The sequence below is a fragment of the uncultured Helicobacter sp. genome, from assembly GCF_937893305.1.
Lineage (GTDB): Bacteria > Campylobacterota > Campylobacteria > Campylobacterales > Helicobacteraceae > Helicobacter_D.
In genome coordinates this window covers 34848-56810 of the sequence record NZ_CALBGN010000001.1, presented here as the reverse complement: position 1 = coordinate 56810, position 21963 = coordinate 34848, and the positions used below count along the sequence as shown (strand labels likewise).

The following is a 21963-nucleotide window of genomic DNA, read 5'->3' as shown; positions in this document are numbered from 1 at the left end:
GCTTTTAGCTCTATTTTTACTCTTGAATTTTAATGATAGATTTCATATCAAAACACAAAAGTTGGAATCCAAAGTAAATTCACGCTAAGGAAAATTATGGAATCTGAAATTTTAAGGTCTTTAAATATCCCTTCAAATGCGCAATTTTGTGGCATTGATGAAGCAGGCAGGGGCTGTGTGGCAGGATCGCTTTTTGTATGTGGGGTGATTTTGGATAAACTCCCAGAACTTCTAAAAAACTCTCTAAAAGATTCCAAAACTTTAAGCCAAAAAACACGCGACACCCTAGCAAACTCCCTAAAAGATTATGTAACCTTTAAAATTATCAAAAAAGACGCAAAAAGGATTGACACAAAAGGTTTAAGTGTCTGTCTCAAAGAAGCCTTGCAAGAAATTTTAAATACACTTTACGCGCCTTTTTATGTTTTTGATGGAAATTGTAATTTTCAGATTCCACATTTAAAAACACTCATTAAAGGTGATTCTAAACTCCACACAATCAGTGCTGCAAGTATTTTAGCAAAAAGTGCAAAAGATGCAGAAATGCTAGAGCTACACGATCTTTATCCCCATTATGACTTTGCACACAATAAGGGCTATGGCACAAAAGCCCATATACAAGCAATCAAAACACACGGCTTATCCCAAGTGCATCGCAAAAGCTATCGCATAAAGTCTTTGGAATAGAAGCATTTATAAATTTTTTTTAACGAAGCAAACGCTATAATCTCAAATTTAATTTCACAACAAGGTGTGCATTTTGAGTGGAAGCGTGATTACAATTACTTCAGGTAAAGGTGGTGTTGGAAAATCAACAACTACCGCAAATCTAGCAGTTGGCTTAGCTAAACTTGGCAAGAAAGTTGTAGCAGTGGATTTTGACATTGGTTTGCGTAATCTTGATATGATTTTAGGCTTAGAAAATCGTATTGTTTATGATATTGTCAATGTAATGGAGGGGGAGTGTAATCTCTCTCAAGCTTTAATTAATGATAAAAAAACAAAAAATCTTTATTTTTTACCCGCAAGTCAAAGCAAGGATAAAAATGTCTTAGATAAAGACAAAGTTGCAGGACTAATTCATAAACTAAAAGAAGAATTTGAACTTGTTCTTTTGGACTCTCCAGCAGGAATTGAAGGAGGTTTTGAACATTCTATTTTCTTAGCGGATAAAGCATTAATCATCTCCACACCCGAAGTTTCAAGCGTGCGTGATGCAGATAGAGTCATTGGGATTATTGATGCAAAGAGTCAAAAAGCAAAAAATGGCGAAGAAGTCCAAAAACACATCATTATTAATCGTCTAAAACCTGAAATGGTGGAAAAAGGCGAAATGCTAGGTGTTGAAGATGTGCTAAATATTTTAGCTCTACCTTTGATTGGAATCGTTCCAGAAGATGAGAAAATCATCTCTTCTACAAACACGGGAGAACCAGTAATTTATGGAGATTCTCTAGCTTCTAAAGCCTATCAAAACATTGCAAAACGCATCTTAGGTGAAGATGTGCCATTTTTGGAATTAAAAGCTAAAAAAGGCTTTTTTGGAAGGTTGTTTCAATGAATCTCTTAGATAATCTCTTTAAAAACAAAAAAAAATCAGCACAAGAAGCAAAAGATCGCTTGACACTAATTTTGGCTCATGAACGCGCAATTAATGTGCCTTATATGGACGCAATGAAACAAGAAATCTTAGAAGTCATTAAAAAATACACAAAAGCTCAAAAAATAGACATTAAAACCGATTCTAATCAAAATTTCAATACCCTTGAAGTTGAGATTTTACTAGAAAAATAACTTCTTATGGATAAAGTTAAACCTCTTACAATAGGTATTATTGCGTTATTGCTAATACTTTTAACCTTTAACTTTATCCCAACTCATAAACAAAACCTTACAAAAACTCCACAGGATAATGCCCAGAAAATATCAGAAAATAACGCCACACTTACAACATACAACGCAGAACTTATTCAAAAAAACATTGACTTTTTAAAAGAACATTTAGAACACATTAAAAAAGATTCCACAATCCCCAATCCACCACAAGAATCAACGCAAAATAACGCATTACAAAATAACATACCGCAAGAAAACACCCAACAAGAACAAAAGCCACAAATACAAAAACTGCCATCACAAAACCCAAAATTGGATTCCAACCTTTGCGTGCGCCACAAACCTCAACTTGCTATTATTATTGATGATATAAGTAATCTAGCACAATATCAAGCTCTAACACAAATCCCTTTTAAACTCACGCCTTCCTTGTTTCCTAAAAGCAAAGTCAATAAAGATACGCCAGAAATCGCTAAAATCGCCCCAATCTATATGATTCATCTCCCACTTGAAGCTTTAAATTTCTATCAAAAAGAACATAAATGGCTCTTTGTTAATGACTCCAAAGAAACCATAGAATCCTATATCAAAAAAATCAAGCAAGATTTTCCAAATCTAAGCTACATCAATAATCACACAGGTAGTAAATTCACACAAAACCTAGAAGCAATGACACTACTTTTAGAAACACTAAACGCCCACCGCATCAACTTCATAGACTCAAGAACTATTGCTGCAACCAAAACCACTGCTGCTTATGCAAATACTCCTTATATCGCTTTTAATCCCTGCCAACAAAAACCGCTACAACGCGATGTTTTTTTAGATAATGATTTAGAGATTCCAAGCATCACACAACAGCTCATACAAGCCGTGCAAATTGCTAAACAAAAAGGCTATGCGATTGCTATTGGACACCCACACAAAGCCACACTTTTAGCCCTAAAAAATGCTGTAGATTATTTAGAAAATAGCGGTATAGAGCTTGTGTATATCAATGAAATCATTACTCCATAAAGTCTTTTATTTAAAGAAAATATGCTAAAATTAAGCTTTTAAGCTTTTAGAAAATTGCGACAAGGAAAATCGTGTATGACAACTCCAAAATCCACACAACAACTACAAGGTAGCGTTTTAAGCATTGTGGAATCCAAAGAAGCCACATTGTGCGTGGATAACACCTTTCACATCGTAGAAATCAACTCTTCTTTAAAAATTTCTAAAAGTATTCAAGTTACCAAAAATGTGGAATCCCCACATCGCTACTCCCACGCTTTTGGAATCTCTCCATTGGCATATTTTTGTATTCCTATCTTTGGAGAAAAAAAGGCTTTTATCATAGAATTTGATGGCTCAAAACCTAAGCCTATTGCCACTTTAGATGATCACGATGGCGATATAGAATCTTCTGCATTTTCTCACGATGGACGCTTTTTTGCCACAGGCGGACAAGATGGACGGGTGTTTTTTTATGAAGGACGTAGTTTTTTGCCTATTACTTCCTTGCTTGCACGCTCTGATTATATCTCTACAATCCGTTTTTCTAAAAGTGGAGAGTTTGTGGCAATTAGCGGATTTGACAAATTTACCCTTGTGTTTGATATGCTCCGCCATAAAATTGCTTTTAACTTTGTTACAAGTGATGTGGTAGAAGATTCTGCTTTTTTTGATGATGATGAAAAACTATTTCTTGTGTGCCGCAATAATACCTCTATTATTTTTAGTCTAAAAGATGGCAAAATCATCTCTCAAGAATATCCTTTTGCCTTTTGGCCTACAAGCGTTGCAATAGATTCTGAAGAGAATTATGCCCTTGTTGGCACGCGTTCTGATACACTTTATGTTATTGCACTAAAAGACAACACAAAGGCTATGGAGATTAAAGATGAACACGCAGGGATTGCTTCATTAGCTTTTTCACACAATCACTTGTTTATTGGCTCTATTGATGGCGCATTATTGATAATTGATTATAATGAGGGCAAAGATGAGCTAAAAGAAAGTCTTGATAGAAAGGATTATAAAAGTGCTAGAGAAGCAATTAATAACAATGTTTTTTTAAGCATTCACCCCTTAACAAAAGTCTTTGATGAAGTGTGGCCAGAGATTTTACATCAAGCAATTGATCTGCTTAATCAAGATTGCATTGAAGAAGCTGTTGAGCTAACTGCACCCTTTGTGGTAAATCCTTCTAAAAAAAATGAATTTGACTTTTATCTCGCACAAAAAGATGGTGTGAAGACATTTTTAGATCTTATTGCTAAAAAAGATTATACAAAAGCTTATGAAATGCTCCAAACAACGAAATTTCTAGTTAAAACTCAAGCCTATGAAAAACTAGAAAACATTTGGAATAAAGCATTTTTTAATGCCAAAAAACTTTTAATTGAAAATGCAAATGTTAATAAACGCCTAGCAGAACAAACACTAGCCCCCTTCAATAACACACCCAAAAAAGAGTTGATTATCCAACTTTTGCGCAATTGCGATGTGTTTGAAAAAGCAGAGGCACTTATTAAAAAACAAAATTTCAAAGAATATTTTAGTCTAACCTTTCAATTCTCTTTTTTACGCGATACAGATTTATATAAAAAAGTCTTACTAGTAGGTGAGCGAATGCTTGCAAATCTTATTGAATTAGAAAAAAACTTTCACTATGAAGAAGCAAAAAAAATCGCTGAAACATTACTTGTTTTTCCAACACTTAAGCGCACTGCAAATGAGCGTATTGTGCTAATGCAGCAAAAAGAAAGCTTGCTAAATGCTATTGAAACAAAAGATATTAAAAAAGTGTATTCTTTAATTGATGAGATTGAAAGTTTGCGCGCAATGCAGCAGTTTAAAGATTTTACAAAAGACTTCTTGCGCCATTATGAAGAAGCTAAACCCTATGCTTATAGTGGAAATGCAAAACACGCAATGGTGCTTTTTGGAGAATATTTAGAAATTAATTATTGGGTAGATAAAATCGGCTCTTTACTAAAAATTGCATATTTAAAACAAATTGAAAAAAATCTGCATAATATTGAAGTGAATTGGGTTATTACAATCAAACGCTATTTTGAACGCTATGGTAAAAGTTTTGAACTCATAAAACTTCTCCAAAATCACGAAGCAAAAGCAATTTTAGACCAATTTGAGGGTGATGGAGAGGGTGATGGTTATCGCCGTTATGGTTTTGTAGATTCCATTGTGATTTATATTGTGCAAAAAGAAGAGTAGATTTTGAAATCTCTTGCGCAAATCCCTAAAGAACTTGCCCATTTAAAAGAGATTCAAACACTTTATTATTGCGGAAATTTAGAACTTCTAAACGCGCCAAAAATTACAATCATCGGCACGCGAAATCCAAATCTTTATGCGCAAAACTTCACTAAAATCATTGCACAAAAACTCAGTAAAAATGGAATCGTAATTGTTAGTGGGGGTGCGCTTGGCACAGACATTATCGCTCACACAAACTCCCTGCCAAATACCATTATGATTTCTCCTAGCTCTCTAGATTATATTTATCCAAAAAGTAATGCGCCCATTATTTCTAAAATTTATAAGCAAGGCTTAATTCTTAGTCAATTTGCACCAACTTACACTCCGCGTCGCTATTCTTTTTTAGAACGCAACAAAAGCGTGGTTAGCTTAGGAAAATACGTGATAATCCCGCAAGCAGACTTGCATAGCGGCTCAATGCAAAGCGCACAATATGCTCTAAGTCTCAATAAACCCATTTTTGTCCCACCTCATCATTTAGGACAGAGTCTTGGCACACAAAATCTAGCCAAAAACAATCAAGCAAAGGTGATTTGGGACATAGATGCTTTTGTTGATGAAGTTTGCGCAAATCTTTTGGATGCCAACATTGCGTCAAACACAAACATAGATTGTAATGATGAAATTTTAGAGTTTTGCAAGGGCAATCCTCTATTTGAAGAAGCTCTTTTGCGTTTTGGAGAAGTTTTATTTGAATACGAATTAGAAGGAAAAATCCACCGCAAAAATGGGCGTATAGAAGCAGCTAACCCTCAGGGTGATACCACTTGATTATTAGCGTTTTTCTTTATCCAATAACTATAAAGCATTTTAATACCAATTGTTAAGAAAATCCCCTCCATTAATGCTGCTAAAATCAATGCATAATACTCTTCTGTGCCAATTGCGCCAAATTGCATTCCAAGTTGCGCAGTGGCAACCAAAAAAGTTAAAGGCATCGAATGACTAAAGGCAAAAAGAGCAGTTTTTACATAACTTTTGAAAAATTTACGATACGCCACAAATGCCGCAATCAAACGCAAAGATACCATAATTGCAATCAAACTTAAAGTCAAAGAAAATAAATGTAAATTTTTCATCATCAAATCTAAATCTAGCGTAGAACCAACATAAATAAAAAACAACGGAATAAAAAAGCCAAATCCAAACTCATTTAATTTTTCAGCCAAGCCTTTTTGATGATGAAAATATGTTGCTAAAATCATTCCAGCCAAAAACGCTCCAAGCACACTTTCTAGCCCCAGAATTTGTGTGATCCCAATTAAAATAAAAAATAACATCGCACTAAAACGAATATCTTGGTTTTTGCTAGATTCCTTAGGGATTAAAAAAAACTTAAATGCTGGATACCACCAAAACAGCACATCAGCAATCTTAAAAACTCCAATAATCACACTTAAGAACAAAAACAACACAAGCAGTGTTTTATATAACTCCCAAGTAAGCCCATGCGAATATGCACCATTTAACACCACAAGTGCCACAATACTGATTAATTCTCCTAAGATTCCAACATTTAATGCAAGCTGTAACCAAGGCGTGTTTTTAGGATATTCTTTTAGCATCGCCATAATCATTCCAAGACTCATAACAGGTAATGCAGCAATGTAAAATTCTGATAAATCCGTATTTAGCACATAAAAAAACGCTACCCCATACAATACTAAAAAATATAAAAATGCAGATTGCAAAAAGCCCTTGCCAAGCTTTGTAAAAGTCTTTAAATCCACCTCTAAACCACATAAAAACATTAAAAACAAAAATCCAATATGTGCGATAAATTCCAAAGATGGCGAATGCGAAAACAATCCAAAATGAAAGGCTAATGCTCCAAGCACAATCTCCACAGCAACTAATGGCAAACGCGTAAGAAAGCTTAAAAAAGGAGCAATAACAATTAAAATCGCAACAATTCCAAAGGTGATGATGTTTTCCACTTACAATCCCAAAAAGCCATAAAATTAAAAGCATAAGTATAACATTACTTAGAGTGCAATCTTAAAAAATGTGGTAAAATGCTCCACTTTTTAAACGAAATTTTGGAAAAATTATGGACTTTTTTGCACCTCTTTTTCACGCATTACCTAAAGATATGGAATCCAAACGCGCTATCTTGAGAGAATCTTGTCTTCTACAAAAAGGATTCCATTATTTTGACTGGACTGCTAGCGGACTTGCTGCAAAATGTGTAGAAGAACGCATCAACTCTATTCTGCCCTTTTATGCTAACACACACTCACAAAGCAATGCAAATGCAGAATTTATCAGCACACTTTATGAAGGCGCAAGAGAACATTTAAAAGACTTTTTTCAATTAGATTCCAACTTTGCATTAATTGCTTGCGGTTTTGGCTCAACAGCAGCAATTAAAAAATTTCAAGAACTTCTTGGTATTTATATCCCACCAAAAACACGCGCACTTTTAAATCTTGTTGATTTGGATAAATCCAAGCTCCCTTTGGTGATTGTTGGACCTTATGAACATCATAGCAATGAATTAAGTTTCAGAGAAGGTTTGTGTGAAGTGGTGCGTGTCCCACTAGATACAAAAGGGCTTTTTAACCTTGAAGCCCTAAAGCACATTTTAGATTCCAACAAAGGACGCAAAATTATCGCTTCTTTTGCTTTAGGCTCAAATGTTAGCGGGATTATTATCCCCTATCAACAAATCTCAAATTTAGTGCGAAGCTATGGTGGAATCATTTGTTTTGATTGCGCTAGCAGTGCTTCTTATTTGCATATCTCTCCACAATTTTATGATGCAATTTTTCTCTCTCCCCACAAACTCTTTGGAGGAATTGGAAGCAGTGGAATCTTAATCATTAATCGCGCCTTAATTGACAAAACACTCCCTCCAACTTTTTGCGGAGGGGGCGTTGTGGGCTATGTTTCGCGCACGAGCGCAAAATACTTTAGTGTTGATGAAGTAAGAGAAGAAGCTGGAACTCCCGGAATTTTAGCCTTTTTACGTGCATACTTAGGTTTCTCCTTGCGCCAAGAAATAGGGCTAGATTGGATCAAACAAGCAAAAGAATCTTATCTGCAAGAATTTAGAGAGTTTTTAGAAAATGAACCACGCATTACACATTATGGAAACTTAGCACATAATGTCTTAGGGATTTTTGCCTTTAATCTTGCAGGAATTGAACCCTTTAAATGCGCTGAAAAATTATCTAAAGAATATGGAATCTTAGTGCGTGCTGGTTGCTCTTGTGCAGGACCTTATGGACACGATTTATTAGGCTTAAAAGATGATACAACTTTTAGCCAAAAACCCGGCTGGATTCGGCTAAATCTACACTACACACACACGCAAGAAGAACTTACATATTTAATCACCACACTAAAAGCCTTGCTTTCTTAAATTTTTTTAACAAAATCCCTAAAAATTAAAGAAATAATGCTAAAATACTTCACTTATTTAAACCAAGGAATTGCTATGGAAGAAGCTAAGACAACTGCAAATAAACTCCTAGAAAGCGTTGAATCTCTTGTAGAAGAGCTACAAAAACAACGCGATGAAAATCAATCTTTGCGCCAACAAATCGTGCTTTTAAAAGCAGAAAATGAAGCAAAAAACTCTGAAATTAGCTCCCTTTATGATGAAATTAGCGCAAAAGAGCGTGAATTAGAAGGCGTGTTAAACAAAATTCAAAATGCACTAGGACGCTAATTGTATGGATAATGTGTTTCGCGTGAGCATTGCAGGGCGTTTTTTTGATATTCCCACACAAGAAATCTCCCCTGACACCCTTGAAGCACTAAAGGCAATTACAGATGCTTCAAACTCTATAAACCCACGTGATCTTTTGCGCGTATTTTTAGAATCTTATGAAATTAAAACCACATTAGAAACAAGCATTGCAACCGCTCTACAAAAACTCCAAGACGCAAAAACTTCTCACTAAACTTGCAAGAATTTTTCTATCACATCATCATTTTAAAGCGCAATTCCCCATTACTGACTTATTTTTGCAAAACTCCCCTTGAAAAAGGTGCGCTTGTTAGTGTCATATTGCATTCTAAGCCCATTCAAGGCGTTGTATTTCAAACGTGTAAAAAACCTGAATTTCAATGCAAGGAAGCTACTCCTTTAAACCTATATTTTTCTAAAGCACAATGCGCTCTTGCAGAATTTATCGCAAGCTATTATTGCGCTTCACATTCTCTTGCATTTAGTCTTTTTACTCCCTTTAGTGACACACAAAATCTAAATTTGCAACCCCTAGACTTCTTGCTTAATCCCTTAAGCAAAGAACAACTTAAAGCTTTTAATTTTATTACAAATCATCAAGATTCTTTGCTTTTTGGAGATACAGGTAGCGGCAAAACAGAAATTTATATGCATCTCTTTAATGCAAGTTTGAAAAAAGGAAAAAATGCACTTTTTTTAATGCCAGAAATCTCTCTTACTCCGCAAATGGAGAAACGACTAAGGGCTGTTTTTGGAGATTGTATCGCATTTTGGCATTCTAAAGTTACAAAGGCTAAAAAAAACAAAATCTTGCAGGATTTAAAAAAAGGCAAAATTAGAATCCTAGCAGGAGCGCGTTCAGCTTTATTTTTACCACTTGTGCATTTAGATTTAATCATCATTGATGAAGAACACGATGATGCATATAAATCCAACTCCACTCCACGCTACCACGCACGCGATGTTGCACTCTATCTTGCAAAAACACAGAATCTTAAAATTGTTTTAGGTTCAGCAACTCCACTTGCTACAAGCTACCAACGCGCAAAGAATCATCAAAGTCTATTTCGTTTAAAAGGCACACATTTTAAGACACAAAAACATTATGATTTTTGCGAAAAGTTGGAATCTAAAACTCCAAAACCCACAGAAATACAAATCGCATTAGAAGAAACTTTAAGCAATCATAAACAAGCCATTGTCTTTTTGCCTACACGCGCAAATTTCAAGCATTTACTTTGCATAGATTGCAAAGAATCCATTGAATGCCCAAATTGTAGCGTGTCTTTAAGTTTGCACTCCAAAGATTCTAGTCTAAAATGCCATTATTGCCACTATACGCGTCCCATTCCACAAGTTTGTCCAAAATGCAAAGGCACATTGCAAAGCTTACGCATAGGCACGCAAGAGTTTGCTAAAACCTTGCAAGAAACTTTACCAAAAAGTCGCATTGCCTGCTTTGATCGCGATTCTATCACCACTCAAAAAAAGCTTTCTCAAACCCTTGATGCTTTTAATAACCATAGTATTGATATTCTTGTTGGCACGCAAATGCTCTCTAAAGGACACGATTATCATAATGTTGCATTAAGTATCATTTTAGGCTTGGATTATCTTTTAAAAGGGAGTGATTATAGAGCAAGAGAAAAAGCATTAGCTTTAATGTTTCAAATTTCTGGAAGAAGCGGAAGAAAAGAAAATGGCAAAGTTTTAATCCAAACACAATATGCAGACTTTTTCAAAAACTATTTGCAAGATTATCAAATATTTTTAGAAGATGAACTTCTAATACGTGGAAATTTATATCCACCATTTGTGCGTTTAGCTCTTATTCATCTTAATCATAAAAATCAAATAAAAGCCAACTCTCTTATGCAAGAAGCCTTAGAAATTCTAAAACAAACAATCCAAGAAAATGCGCTGGATATAGAAATTGTAGGAAGTGGCAAAGCACCTATTGAGCGTATTTTTGAGAAATGGAGATATGTAATAATGCTTCGCTCCAAAAGCACTAAGGACTTACACAAAGCTCTTTTCCCTTTGCGTCATTTTTCCTGTGAAATTGATATAGATCCACTAGAATTTAACTAGAGCTTTAAACTTCTCTCCCCTTTCTTTATAGGAACTAAATTGATCCAAACTTGCCGCAGCAGGAGATAGCATTGCTACAACATTTGTGGAATCCTTTTTGGATTCCAACAACTTCTTCTTTATGCTACTTACTGCAACATCAAGTGTATAGCACGCTTTAGATTCCACAATTCCAACTGCAAGATTGCAAAGTTTTTCTGTGTTGCTCCCAATCGTAAAAATCTCTATTCCATTGCGATCTTGCAGAGCTTTTATTAAATCAAACAAAGGACTTAAATCCGCTCCTTTGTCATCTCCACCTAAAATCAAAAAAATCTTTTTATCCGCATAACATTTTAACGCTTCCATTGTGGCATCAAGATTTGTGCCCTTGCTATCATCAACCCAAAGATTCCCAATTTCATCATAAAATTCTTCTATTTTATGCGCTCCAATTTTAAAGGCATTTAAAAGATTATAATTTGTCTGCAAGGTTAAAATCTTTGCGGCACACAAAGCCAAAGTTGCATCAAGCAAAAAAGGTTCTTTAAACAAAATCTTCTTTAAATCTATTCCAAAAACTTGCGCTAAATCACTAGAGTTTTCATAAAAAACAAGCTCCGCTAAAGATTCTTTGCAAAAAGTATGCTCCTCCACACTCTTTGGTAAAATCGCAATTTCTTTTTCTTTTAGTGATAAAATAGGCTTTAGTTTGTCATTAATATATGCTTCATAGCTCCCGTGCCAACTAATATGATCTTGTGAGAGTGGAAGCAAAAGATACAAAATAGGCTTTGCGAGATTTGTATAATGGAGCGTAAAAGAGCTTGTTTCTAACACCCAAAGTGGAGAGTTGGAATCTAATTTTGCCAAAGGCGTGCCGATGTTGCCACCACTTTGCGCACTAATGTGCTGAAGCAAATGTGTAAGCATTTGTGTGGTTGTGGTTTTACCATTTGTCCCACTAATCCACACAGAAGCAGGCATATTTTTTGCAAAAAAGTCATATTCACTTAAAAGACGCATTTTGGGATATTTTCTAACAAAGGAGTCTGCAGTTTGCACCATTAGATTATCTGGTGGAATCCCGGGACTTACAAGGATTGTTGCATCAAGCTGGACAGATAAAATCTCTGATAAATACGCACTAGGATAGAGTGCATTACCAAACTCATCATAACTTAGCGTCTTAAAACAATCATCAAAAACTAAAAGTGGCGCATAAGATTCCGCAATAGCACGATTTGTCTCACCAAATCCTAAAAGTATCAGCATAGCAATCCTTTAACGAAGTTTTAAACTCAAAAGTGCAATTAAATTGCTCATTAATGCAACAATCCAAAAACGAACGATAATCTTACTTTCACTTAAGCCCTTCTCTTCAAAATGATGATGCAATGGAGCCATTAAAAAGATTTTTTTACCTCGCGTTTTATAGCTTCCAATCTGCAAAATCACAGACAAAGCCTCCACCACAAAAATAAATCCAATCAAAAATAAAAGAATCTCATTTTTAGAAACAATTGCCATATATGCGATAAACCCCCCAAGACTAAGGCTTCCACTATCTCCCATAAACACCTGTGCCGGATGGCAGTTATACCATAAAAAGCCAATTAAAGATCCAATCAATGCCGCTGATAAGATCACTAATTCTCCACTATCTAAAACTTTAGGGTAGAGTAAATACGCACTAAGTCCGCTATGCCCAGCCACATACACAAATACACTCAAAGAAGTTAGTGCATAAATAGAAGGAATTGCAACTAAACCATCTAAACCATCTGTTAAATTCACTGCATTACTTGTTGCAACAAACACAAGCGTCCAAAATAAGACTCCAAATAGCCCCCAATCAAATAAAGCATTTTTAAAAAAAGGCAAATAAAATTCTGTATTTAAAGTCGTCCAATACAAAGCTAAAGAGAGTAAAAAACTTAGAAAAATTTGCAAATAAAACTTTTTTCTAGCAGACATTCCAGCATTTCTATTTTGTGAAATTTTAGAATAATCATCACTTACACCAAGCAATGCAAACAAAAGCAGAGTAGCAATCCCTAAAAGCACATAAATATGCGTAAGTTTTGCACATAACAAAGTTGCAAGCAATGTCATGCTAACAAAAATGATTCCACCCATTGTAGGAGTGTTTGCCTTTTGAAGATGGTTTTTTGGAGCAAACTTAGAAATAGGCTGATTTGCTTGCTTACTTTGTGCCCATAAAATATAGTAAGGCATAATAAAAATTGTTAATAGCAAAGCAATAAAAAAGGCTATTGCTGAACGCACCGTAATATACTGAAACAGGTTAATATCAAAAAACACATAAAGATAGTAAAGCATAAAACTAACACTTATAAATGAAATTTTAGGAAAAATTTAGGTAGGATTCTACCTAAAATAACTTTAAAAATATAGGAAATTCTTCAATGAAAACTCTCCTTATCATCACAGATGGAATCGGATTTAGTGCTAACCCTAACTTTAATGCCTTTTTTCACGCCAAAAAACCAACTTATGACAAACTTTTTAAAGAAGTTCCTTATGGAATGATTGAAACTTTTGGTTTATCTGTGGGGCTTCCAGAAGGACAAATGGGAAATTCTGAAGTGGGACATATGAGTTTAGGAAGCGGCAGAATCCTTTATCAAGATTTAGTTAAAATCAATAAAGCAATAGAAGACAATACACTAATGCAAAACCATGCTCTAAATTCCATCAAATCCTGCAAAAGAGTGCATTTAATCGGACTTATGAGTGATGGTGGAGTGCATAGCCATCTTAATCACATCTTAGCTCTTGCAAAAGGATTAGAATCACAATGCAAAGTGCTTTTACATTTAATCACAGATGGGCGTGATGTCTTACCAAAGACTGCCCCACACTTTTTAAAAGAAGTGGAACACTCAATCCAAAATAAAAATATTCACATCGCAAGCCTTAGCGGACGCTATTATACAATGGATAGGGATAATCGCTGGGAGAGAATAGAGCCTGCATACAATACAATCGCACTTGGTGAAAACCTACAAAATTCAAGCCCACAAGAATATCTACAAGAACAATTTGCAAAAGAAATTTTTGATGAGTTTATTGAGCCTGCAAGTTTTAATAACTATAATGGAATCCAAAAAGAAGATGGAATCATCTTTGTAAATTTTAGAAGTGATAGAGCAAGAGAGATTGTAAGCGCATTAGGAAATGTAGAATTTAGCGGATTTATACGCAAAAACTTTACCAAAGTCCCCTTACTTACAATGACGTCTTATGATAAAACCTTTAACTTTCCAATTCTTTTTCCAAAAGAGAACATTAAAAATACTCTTGCAGAAGTCATTTCTAAGCATAATTTACGCCAATTTCACACCGCAGAAACAGAAAAATACGCCCATGTAACTTTCTTTTTTAACGGTGGAATAGAAGAACCCTACCTTAATGAAACACGCCTTTTAGTTCCTTCACCTAAAGTTAAAACTTATGATTTACAGCCACAAATGAGTGCAAAAGAAGTTGGAGATGCAGTCTTAGGAGCGATGGATAGCGGTTATGATTTCATTGTTGTAAATTTTGCTAATGGCGATATGGTAGGACATACAGGAAATTTTCAAGCGGCAATTCAAGCAGTAGAAGCTGTGGATTTTGAATTAGGCAGAATCTACACAAAAGCAAAAGAATTAGATTATGGCTTTATTCTAACAAGCGATCACGGAAATTGCGAAGCAATGCAAGATGAAAAAGGAGAACCCCTAACAAATCACACAATAGGAAGTGTGTGGTGCTTTATTGCAGCAAAAGGCGTGCAATCTGTAAAAAATGGCAGCTTAAATAATATTGCACCAAGTATTTTGAAACTTATGGAATTAGAGATTCCAAGCGAAATGGACGCACCGCTTTTTTAAATTTTCACACAGATTTAAACAAAATTATACAAAGCATTAGGTATAATCAAGGCTTTAAGTTCATTTTTAAGGGCGATGATGACACAAGAAGAATTAGATGCGTTGTTAAATAGCGATATTGACACTACCGCTGAAGAAACAAATGCAACTCAAAGCAACAAAGAATCAAGAGATCATTTAGATCCAACAATTGAAAGTGGTGCAGTAACTGCTGATGATTTTAAAATCAATCAAGATGTGAGTTGGCCCCCACCACCACCAACTTCAGAACATAAAGTCGTGCATCAACTTGATGATGTGACGCGTGATTCAGAGATTAAAGCCACAGAAATGTTTGATAAACTAGAAAGCATTAATAATCTAGGTGCAGATATAGAAGACGCTTTTGGAAAAATTCAAAACTTTATTAATTCTCAAGAAGAATTACTTCAAAAGCTTCACGCAAAATTCCCAGATTTTCATACATTTAGCGAAAAATTAGAGGAAATTTCTAGCGTCAAAGAAAGCACGCAAAAAATTTCTGATGCCCTGCAAGAAATCTCTATGGCTTCTTTAGATGCAATGGAAAGTATGCAATACCAAGATATTCACCGCCAAAAAATTGAACGCGTTATTAATGTAATGCGCGCGCTCTCACGCTATATGAGTTCTTTATTTGAAGGAAAAATTGAAGATAGCAAACGTGTAAGTTCTGCTGTGTATATTCAAGGGGACTCTGCAGAAAATGTAATGCACACTAATGATATTGAAGCCTTAATTGAAAAATTTGGCACAAATTAATGCAGATTCCAGAACTTCTCTCTCCTGCTGGAAATCTTAAAAAACTAAAAATTGCCTTAGAATATGGGGCAGACGCTGTATATGGAGGCGTTAGCCATTTTTCCTTGCGCAACCGATCAGGTAAAGAATTTGACTTTGACACTTTCAAAGAAGGTGTAGATTATACACATTCTAAGGGTAAAAAAATCTATGTTACTATCAATGGTTTTCCTTTTAATTCTCAATTAAAACTTCTTGAATCTCATATTGAAAAAATGGCTTCCTTAAAGCCTGATGCTTTTATTGTTGCAGCACCGGGAGTTGTGAGATTAGCACGCCAAATTGCTCCAGAGATTCCAATTCATCTCTCCACACAAGCAAATGTTTTAAATGTGCTAGATGCGCAAGTGTTTTATGATTTAGGTGTGAAGCGCATTGTTGCCGCAAGAGAACTTAGTCTAAAAGATGCTATTGCCATTAAAAAAGCGATTCCAACTTTAGAGTTAGAAATTTTTATCCACGGCTCAATGTGCTTTGCGTTTTCTGGGCGTTGCTTAATTTCTGCATTGCAAAGTGGGCGCGTGCCAAATCGTGGAAGTTGCGCAAATGATTGTCGCTTTGATTACGAATATTATGTGCGCAATACAGAAAATGATGAGCTTGTGCGCTTTAGTGGTAAAGAAATTTATGCGAGAAATCCTGACAATGGTGTAATGATGCGCTTAGAAGAAGAGGAAGGTATAGGGACGCATATTTTTAATTCCAAAGATTTAAATTTAGCAGCTCATATCCCTACAATTTTAGATTGTGGCGTCATTGATTCTTTAAAGATTGAAGGACGCACAAAATCTGCATATTATGCGGGCATTACTGCTCTTGCTTATAAAACTGCACTAAATGATTATGCTAAAGGCATATTTGTAGAACAAAAATACACACAAGAACTAGACACGCTAAAAAATCGCGGTTTTAGCGATGGCTATATTATTCATCGTCCCTATGAAAAGCTCAACACACAAAATCACTTTACCGCTATTAGTGAGGGGAGTTACCAAGTTAATGCAGAAGTTAGCGAAGATGGTAAAAACGCGCTTTGTCGTCATACAATCCGACTTAATGAACCAAAAGAAATCGTTAGTGCTAAACTGGATAGCATTAAAGATTGCAAAAACGAAATTGGAGAAATTTTTACCAAAGATGGGAAAAAATATCTACAATTTTTTAAAATTCTTTTAGAAAATGGTAAAGAGTTGGAATCTATTCATAGTGGTAACGAAAATCCTTTTTTATTGCCTTTTCCCTTGCCACCTTTTAGTTTCTTAAGGCAAAAAATTTAACAACACTAAAGGATACAAAACCGTCTTAACTATCCCCTTTTAAGACGATTTAAACTCATTTAAAGATTCTTTAACATAGTTTCGTAAGCTTTTTGAGTGCCAGGACGCACCTTAGTCATTAAGCTTACAATAATAATTACAAGACTAGCACACACAAAACCCGGCACAATTTCATAAAGCGAGACGCCAAAAGCCTGCGCTAAATAATTTTTCCAAACCACAACCACTACTGCACCTGTAATCATTCCAGCAATTGCACCCATACGCGTCATTCTACTCCAAAAGAGTGAAAAGAGCATCACAGAGCCAAAGCTAGCCCCAAAGCCAGCCCAAGCGTAAGCAACTATGCTTAAAACGCTTGAATTTTTATCTGTTGAGATTAAAAAAGCGATAAGGGCTACAAGTAAAACGCCTATTCTACCTAGTCTCATCACCATTTGCGAGCTAGCATCTTGCTTGAAAATACGGCGGTAAAAATCTTCTGCTAAAGTCGAGCTTGAAACAAGAAGCTGCGAACTAGCCGTGCTCATAATCGCTGCTAAAATCGCACTAAGTAAGATTCCAGAAACCCAAGGATTAAAGAGAAGCTGACTCATCACAATAAAGATTTTCTCTGGATCTTGCAGGGAGAGATTAAATTTATACACATAAGCAATGCCTAAAATCCCAATTAAACAAGCTCCAATAAGTGAAATCACCATCCAAGAAATCCCAACTATCGTAGCAGTTGGAATCTCTTTAGTTGAGCGGATAGACATAAAACGCACCAAAATATGTGGTTGTCCAAAATAGCCAAGCCCCCAAGAAAGAGCTGAAATAATAGCAAGAATTGAAATATCTTTGCCCATAGATAAGTTTTGTGGTTTAATTTCTCTAACTATATTTATAGCTTCATCATAGCCACCAAGATTTGATAGCATCACCACAGGCACGATAATCAAAGCACTCATCATCAAAAAACCTTGAATCATATCCGTCCAACACACCGCCTTATAACCACCAAAGAAAGTATAAGCTACAATGATGATAGTCCCTGTGGTAAGAGCATGAGAGTATTCAATCCCAAAGGTGCTTTCAAAAAGTTTCGCTCCACCAACAAGCCCAGAAGACACATAAAAAGTAAAAAAAATCAAAATCACAATCGCACAAATAATGCGCAAAATATGCTTATCATCATCAAAGCGCGTTTCAAAATAATCAGGGATTGTAATGCTATCAGCAATCACACTTGTATAAATTCTAAGTCTTTTAGCGACAAAAACCCAATTTAAAAATGCTCCTATACTAAGACCTATGGCAATATAACTCTCCACCAAACCACTTACATACAAAGCACCGGGCAAGCCCATCAAAAGCCAGCCGCTCATATCACTAGCCCCAGCACTTAGAGCAGAGACCACAGGACCAAGCGACCTCCCACCTAGAAAGTAGTCTTCTGTGCTTTTGTTTTTCCTATAAAAATAAAAGCCGATAAATAGCATTAAAGCCGAGTAAGCGATAAAAGTAATGGCAATTTCTGTGTTAATTTGGACAACTTCCATTGTTTCTCCTTGATTATGAATTTTTTAAAGCACGAATGCCTAAATTTCCGTAGCGATGATAAGACACGCTTAAAGCCTTTTCATTATGGTAAAACAAAAGCTCAAAACGCCCATTTAATAGCGGCTTATCACGGATAATGATCTTAGCCCATTTAGCAGCAGCTTGATAGATAGTATCATTTATATCTGGCTTGGCGTGGTAGCGCACGCGCTCAAAGAGTGGTAGTTTAGCAATAAAGCCCTCCACTCTTTCTTCCACAAAATCCGCTCCTAAATCCACCGCCTTGCAGATTTTCTTAAGCTCTGTGATGATAGAGCTTTGCGTGCCATCATAGCTTACAAGTGGGCTTAAGCCTAGCGTATGACACCCTATAATCACGCCTAAAATATCTTGCAAACTATCTTCATCACATACCCTAAAGGCTAGATTTTTAATCCGTGTGTAAGAAAAAAGATTATCTTCTCCACGGATATTGACATAATCTTTTGCCACGCTAAATTCGTGCTTATGATGATAGCTATAAGATCGCGCCATAAGGGCGGCATTTGCTAGGGTAGCTTGCGTGCTTTCATCACTTGCTTTGCTTAGCTTTTCTAACGCACTTGCTAAGGGACCATCAAGCAAGTTTGTATCAGCCTTTGCTTCTATATCCATAAATTGCGTGATGTAATTATAGATTCCAACCTTTCTCCCAAAGCCTATGGCAGATTTTTTCACACCGCCAAAGGGCTGTCTTAGCACGATAGCACCTGTTGTGGGCTTGTTGATGTAGATATTACCTGCTTCAATATGTGTGTGAAAATACTCCCACTCTCTCTCATCTAAGCTCTCAAATCCCGCTGTAAGCCCATAGCCTGTGGCATTGACTAGCGCAATCGCTTCTTTTAGATCTTTCGCTCTCATCACGCTTAAAAGCGGCGCAAAAAGCTCGTTCATATGTGTGAAAGCTCCCTTTTTCACGCCGTATTTAATACCCGGAGTCATTAAGTGAGCATTATCATTGATAAATTGCGGTTTTAATACCCACTCTTCTCCTGCTTCTAGCTCATTGATAGCCTTTGTCAGCTTCTCACTAGGCTTATCGCACAACGCACCTAATTTATTTTTAAAGGCAAAAGGACTTCCCACCGCCAAAGAAGCCGCCGCATCAACAAGGGCTTTTTTAAACTCTTCATCTTTATAAACTTCATCTTCAAGCACAAGCAAAGAAGTAGCCGAGCATTTTTGCCCAGAATTTGAAAAAGCAGAGTGGATAATGTTTTTTACCGCGCTATCTCTATCGGCAAATTTAGACACAATAGTCGCATTTTTGCCCCCGGTTTCTGCGCTTAAAAGTAGCGTTGGATTTGCCTCTAGCATCGCATAAGCAGTATCTTCACCGCCTGTAAGTATGGAGAATTTCACCGCTTCATCGCTTAAAATATATTTAGATATATCACTGCCCTTTGCTGGTAAGAAAATAAGCGCGTCTTTTGGAATACCAGCGTCCCAAAAGCACTCACAAAGCTTATAGCCTGTTAGCATAGAAAGCGATGATGGCTTATAAAGCACGACATTGCCAGCAGCCAATGGAGCGGCTATGGTGCCTACAGAAATCCCCACAGGGAAATTCCACGGAGCTATGGTAACGCCTATGCCCTTTGGCTTAAAGGCTGTGTTTGGATTTTGCTTTTTTAATGTTTCTAGGGAGTGGGGATAAAACTCCACAAAATCAATCGCCTCGCTTACTTCAGGGTCAATTTCTAAAAAAGTCTTGCCCGTTTCTAACGCCGCAATCCCTATCAAATCCCCTCTTCTCTCACGCATAAGCTCTGCGACTTTGGCTAAAATGCCATAGATTTCATCGCTACTTTTTTGCGTGAAGTTTGAGTGTTTCGCCACTTCTAAAGCTGCTTTTAGCTCATTTTCTCCTGCTAAATACGCCGTGCCTATGGTGCGGTTTTGAATCTTGTCTTTGACTTCTAGGGAGTGTAGATTCTCTTTAGTAAAATCTAGCCCCAAAGCCACAGGACATACATCATAATTTTGCAAATTTTCATATTTTGCCTTGATATTTTGCGCCCATAAGCGGTTTTGCGAGAGTATGAAGTCTGTGTCGCTTTCATTGGTAAAAGTTTTTGTTGTGTAAGAGCTTGGGGCATTTTGCGTTTTGGTTCGATCTTGCTTTCTATGTGTGGTGTTATCAAGGGTTTTGATACCTTTAAGCGCGTTTAAAAAGAGCTCTTTTTGCTCTTCCCATTCTTTAGAGCCGACTTTGAGATTGAAAAAATAACGCATAAAATTATCTTCGCTTGTGTTTTCATCAAGGCGGCGCACAAGATAGGCAATGGCGTTATTAAAGTGTGCTTCATCACACACAGGCGCATAGAGGATTAAATCGTGCATTTTAGATACTCATAAGAGCATTGCAAGCTCATACCCTCAAGCATTTCAAAGGTGAAGCTCTCCTGTGCTTTAGCTTCACTAATGCGCGTATAAGCATAGGCGATTTCAAAGATATTATGACTAGCGATACCTATGTTGATATATTTGTAATTCTCATCTTCTAGCACAAGATCTAGCATTTTATTGTAGTTGCTATCGGTGTCGATTTTGCGACTAAAGGTCGGTAGCTCCCAGCCTCTTTGGCTAGCGATTGTCTCCTCACTTTCCATATTTGCACCCTTTACAAAGCGGATTTTAATAGGCTGCATACCCTTTAAAACTCTCTCTTTTGAAAAGGCAAGAAGCTTTTTAAGATACTCGTAAGAATCTGGGATATAAGCTTGTAAAACAATGCCCGCTTTAATGTCAAACTTCGCCACACTCTCCATAAAGGCAGCCACAGTCAGCTCTAAATCTCTAAATTCTTCCATATCTAAATTGATAAATTTACTCACGCCTTGCCTTTTTTGCTCTTCTAGGGCTAGGGCGTAAAGCTTATCGAGTCGTTTTACCACTTCATCTTTAGAATAGTCAAAGTCAATAATGTTAATCTGTGAAAAAATCGTAGTAATTTTGATAGAAATATAAGTGATATAGCTTGATTTTAAGGCTTCTTCGTATTTTTGTATGCGGTATTTGCTCTCTGCCTCTCCTAAGACTTCTTCGCCGATGAGATTGACATTAAGCGTGATGTTTTGCTCATTTTTACGCTTGGTGATGTGCGGGGCTAGGAAATTTTCATCAGCGTCTAGCACCATAGCCTTTGTATCATTTCTTAAATGCGAAACAAAAAACGGCACGCTAAGATTGGGAGCTAACTTGCCAAAGTTTAGAAAGCTAAAAAGTAAGAATTTTTCAAATGCTGAGAAAAAGTCCGCTATACCAAATTTATTAAGCGTGTGTTCTATAAGCTCAAAACTTGCTTTTTTATCCTTACAGCGAAAAGAGCGGTCAAGCAGCTCGATTAGCATTACTTTATTTTTGGGATTATTAAGAAGCTTTTGCATTTTAGCGTGGAATTGCCTCTCGCTAGCGGAGAGATTTTGCTCAATTTTGCTTTGCAGCTCTTCTGCTAGAGCGATGGATTTTTGTATCATTTTGTAATATCCTTTTGTAAAGTTTTCTAAATGATACA

General features: G+C 36.2%; 17 protein-coding genes and 1 pseudogene. 13 read left to right on the top strand and 5 right to left on the bottom strand.

All coding sequences use genetic code 11. The features are described from left to right. Positions 1–96 precede the first annotated feature (96 nt). The 6 genes from Q0358_RS00230 to Q0358_RS00205 all read left to right on the top strand — a co-directional run bounded on the left by Q0358_RS00230 (position 97) and on the right by Q0358_RS00205 (position 5874). Complete coding sequence (locus Q0358_RS00230; protein WP_299545785.1) at positions 97–687, top strand: ribonuclease HII; 591 nt, start codon at positions 97–99, stop codon at positions 685–687. Between the two features lie 73 nt (positions 688–760). Beyond that, a complete protein-coding gene (minD, locus tag Q0358_RS00225) occupies positions 761–1561 on the top strand; it encodes a septum site-determining protein MinD (protein ID WP_299545783.1) in 801 nt (266 codons plus the stop codon). Continuing rightward, a complete protein-coding gene (gene minE, locus Q0358_RS00220) occupies positions 1558–1794 on the top strand; it encodes a cell division topological specificity factor MinE (RefSeq protein WP_299545781.1) in 237 nt (78 codons plus the stop codon). Before minD ends, minE begins: the two co-directional genes overlap by 4 nt. 6 nt (positions 1795–1800) lie before the next feature. Then, on the top strand, positions 1801–2853 hold the full coding sequence (locus tag Q0358_RS00215; protein ID WP_299545779.1) for a divergent polysaccharide deacetylase family protein: 1053 nt from the start codon (positions 1801–1803) through the stop codon (positions 2851–2853). Positions 2854–2928: 75 nt separating this feature from the next. After that, complete coding sequence (locus Q0358_RS00210) at positions 2929–5058, top strand: hypothetical protein (protein ID WP_299545777.1); 2130 nt, start codon at positions 2929–2931, stop codon at positions 5056–5058. Positions 5059–5061: 3 nt separating this feature from the next. Next, entirely contained in the window at positions 5062–5874 is an 813-nt protein-coding gene (locus Q0358_RS00205; protein ID WP_299545775.1) for a DNA-processing protein DprA, read from the top strand. Here Q0358_RS00205 and Q0358_RS00200 read toward each other — a convergent pair. After that, complete coding sequence (locus Q0358_RS00200; protein ID WP_299545773.1) at positions 5856–7040, bottom strand: cation:proton antiporter; 1185 nt, start codon at positions 7038–7040, stop codon at positions 5856–5858. The two genes, Q0358_RS00205 and Q0358_RS00200, sit on opposite strands and share 19 nt — an antisense overlap. 113 nt (positions 7041–7153) lie before the next feature. Here Q0358_RS00200 and Q0358_RS00195 point away from each other — a divergent pair, with 113 nt between their 5' ends. The 4 genes from Q0358_RS00195 to Q0358_RS00180 all read left to right on the top strand — a co-directional run bounded on the left by Q0358_RS00195 (position 7154) and on the right by Q0358_RS00180 (position 10888). After that, positions 7154–8467, top strand: coding sequence for an aminotransferase class V-fold PLP-dependent enzyme (locus tag Q0358_RS00195; RefSeq protein ID WP_299545771.1), 1314 nt, complete (start codon positions 7154–7156; stop codon positions 8465–8467). A gap of 75 nt (positions 8468–8542) precedes the next feature. After that, positions 8543–8776, top strand: a complete 234-nt coding sequence (locus Q0358_RS00190; protein ID WP_299545769.1) for a hypothetical protein — start codon at positions 8543–8545, stop codon at positions 8774–8776. 4 nt (positions 8777–8780) lie between these two features. Then, complete coding sequence (locus tag Q0358_RS00185) at positions 8781–9011, top strand: hypothetical protein (RefSeq protein WP_299545767.1); 231 nt, start codon at positions 8781–8783, stop codon at positions 9009–9011. 2 nt (positions 9012–9013) lie between these two features. After that, complete coding sequence (locus Q0358_RS00180) at positions 9014–10888, top strand: primosomal protein N' (protein WP_299545765.1); 1875 nt, start codon at positions 9014–9016, stop codon at positions 10886–10888. Here the strand turns inward: Q0358_RS00180 and murD are convergent. Continuing rightward, positions 10874–12142: a UDP-N-acetylmuramoyl-L-alanine--D-glutamate ligase gene (gene murD / locus Q0358_RS00175; RefSeq protein ID WP_299545763.1), complete on the bottom strand. Its 1269-nt coding sequence runs from the start codon at positions 12140–12142 to the stop codon at positions 10874–10876. The genes Q0358_RS00180 and murD overlap by 15 nt on opposite strands. A gap of 9 nt (positions 12143–12151) precedes the next feature. After that, complete coding sequence (gene mraY / locus Q0358_RS00170) at positions 12152–13210, bottom strand: phospho-N-acetylmuramoyl-pentapeptide-transferase (protein ID WP_299545762.1); 1059 nt, start codon at positions 13208–13210, stop codon at positions 12152–12154. 86 nt (positions 13211–13296) lie between these two features. On the opposite strand from mraY, the gene gpmI reads away from it, so the two are divergent. The 3 genes from gpmI (at position 13297) to Q0358_RS00155 (ending at position 16862) form a co-directional block, all read left to right on the top strand. Further along, positions 13297–14766, top strand: a complete 1470-nt coding sequence (gene gpmI, locus Q0358_RS00165; RefSeq protein WP_299545761.1) for a 2,3-bisphosphoglycerate-independent phosphoglycerate mutase — start codon at positions 13297–13299, stop codon at positions 14764–14766. A 78-nt stretch (positions 14767–14844) separates the two neighbouring features. After that, complete coding sequence (locus tag Q0358_RS00160) at positions 14845–15546, top strand: chemotaxis protein (RefSeq protein WP_299545760.1); 702 nt, start codon at positions 14845–14847, stop codon at positions 15544–15546. Then, positions 15546–16862 (top strand): peptidase U32 family protein, encoded by a 1317-nt coding sequence (locus Q0358_RS00155; protein WP_299545759.1) that lies wholly within the window; start codon positions 15546–15548, stop codon positions 16860–16862. Before Q0358_RS00160 ends, Q0358_RS00155 begins: the two co-directional genes overlap by 1 nt. A 59-nt stretch (positions 16863–16921) precedes the next feature. On the opposite strand, the gene putP is transcribed toward Q0358_RS00155, so the two are convergent. Continuing rightward, complete coding sequence (putP, locus tag Q0358_RS00150; protein ID WP_299545758.1) at positions 16922–18403, bottom strand: sodium/proline symporter PutP; 1482 nt, start codon at positions 18401–18403, stop codon at positions 16922–16924. 13 nt (positions 18404–18416) lie between these two features. Further along, positions 18417–21925: pseudogene (locus Q0358_RS00145) on the bottom strand (proline dehydrogenase family protein). Between the last annotated feature and the right edge of the window lie 38 nt (positions 21926–21963).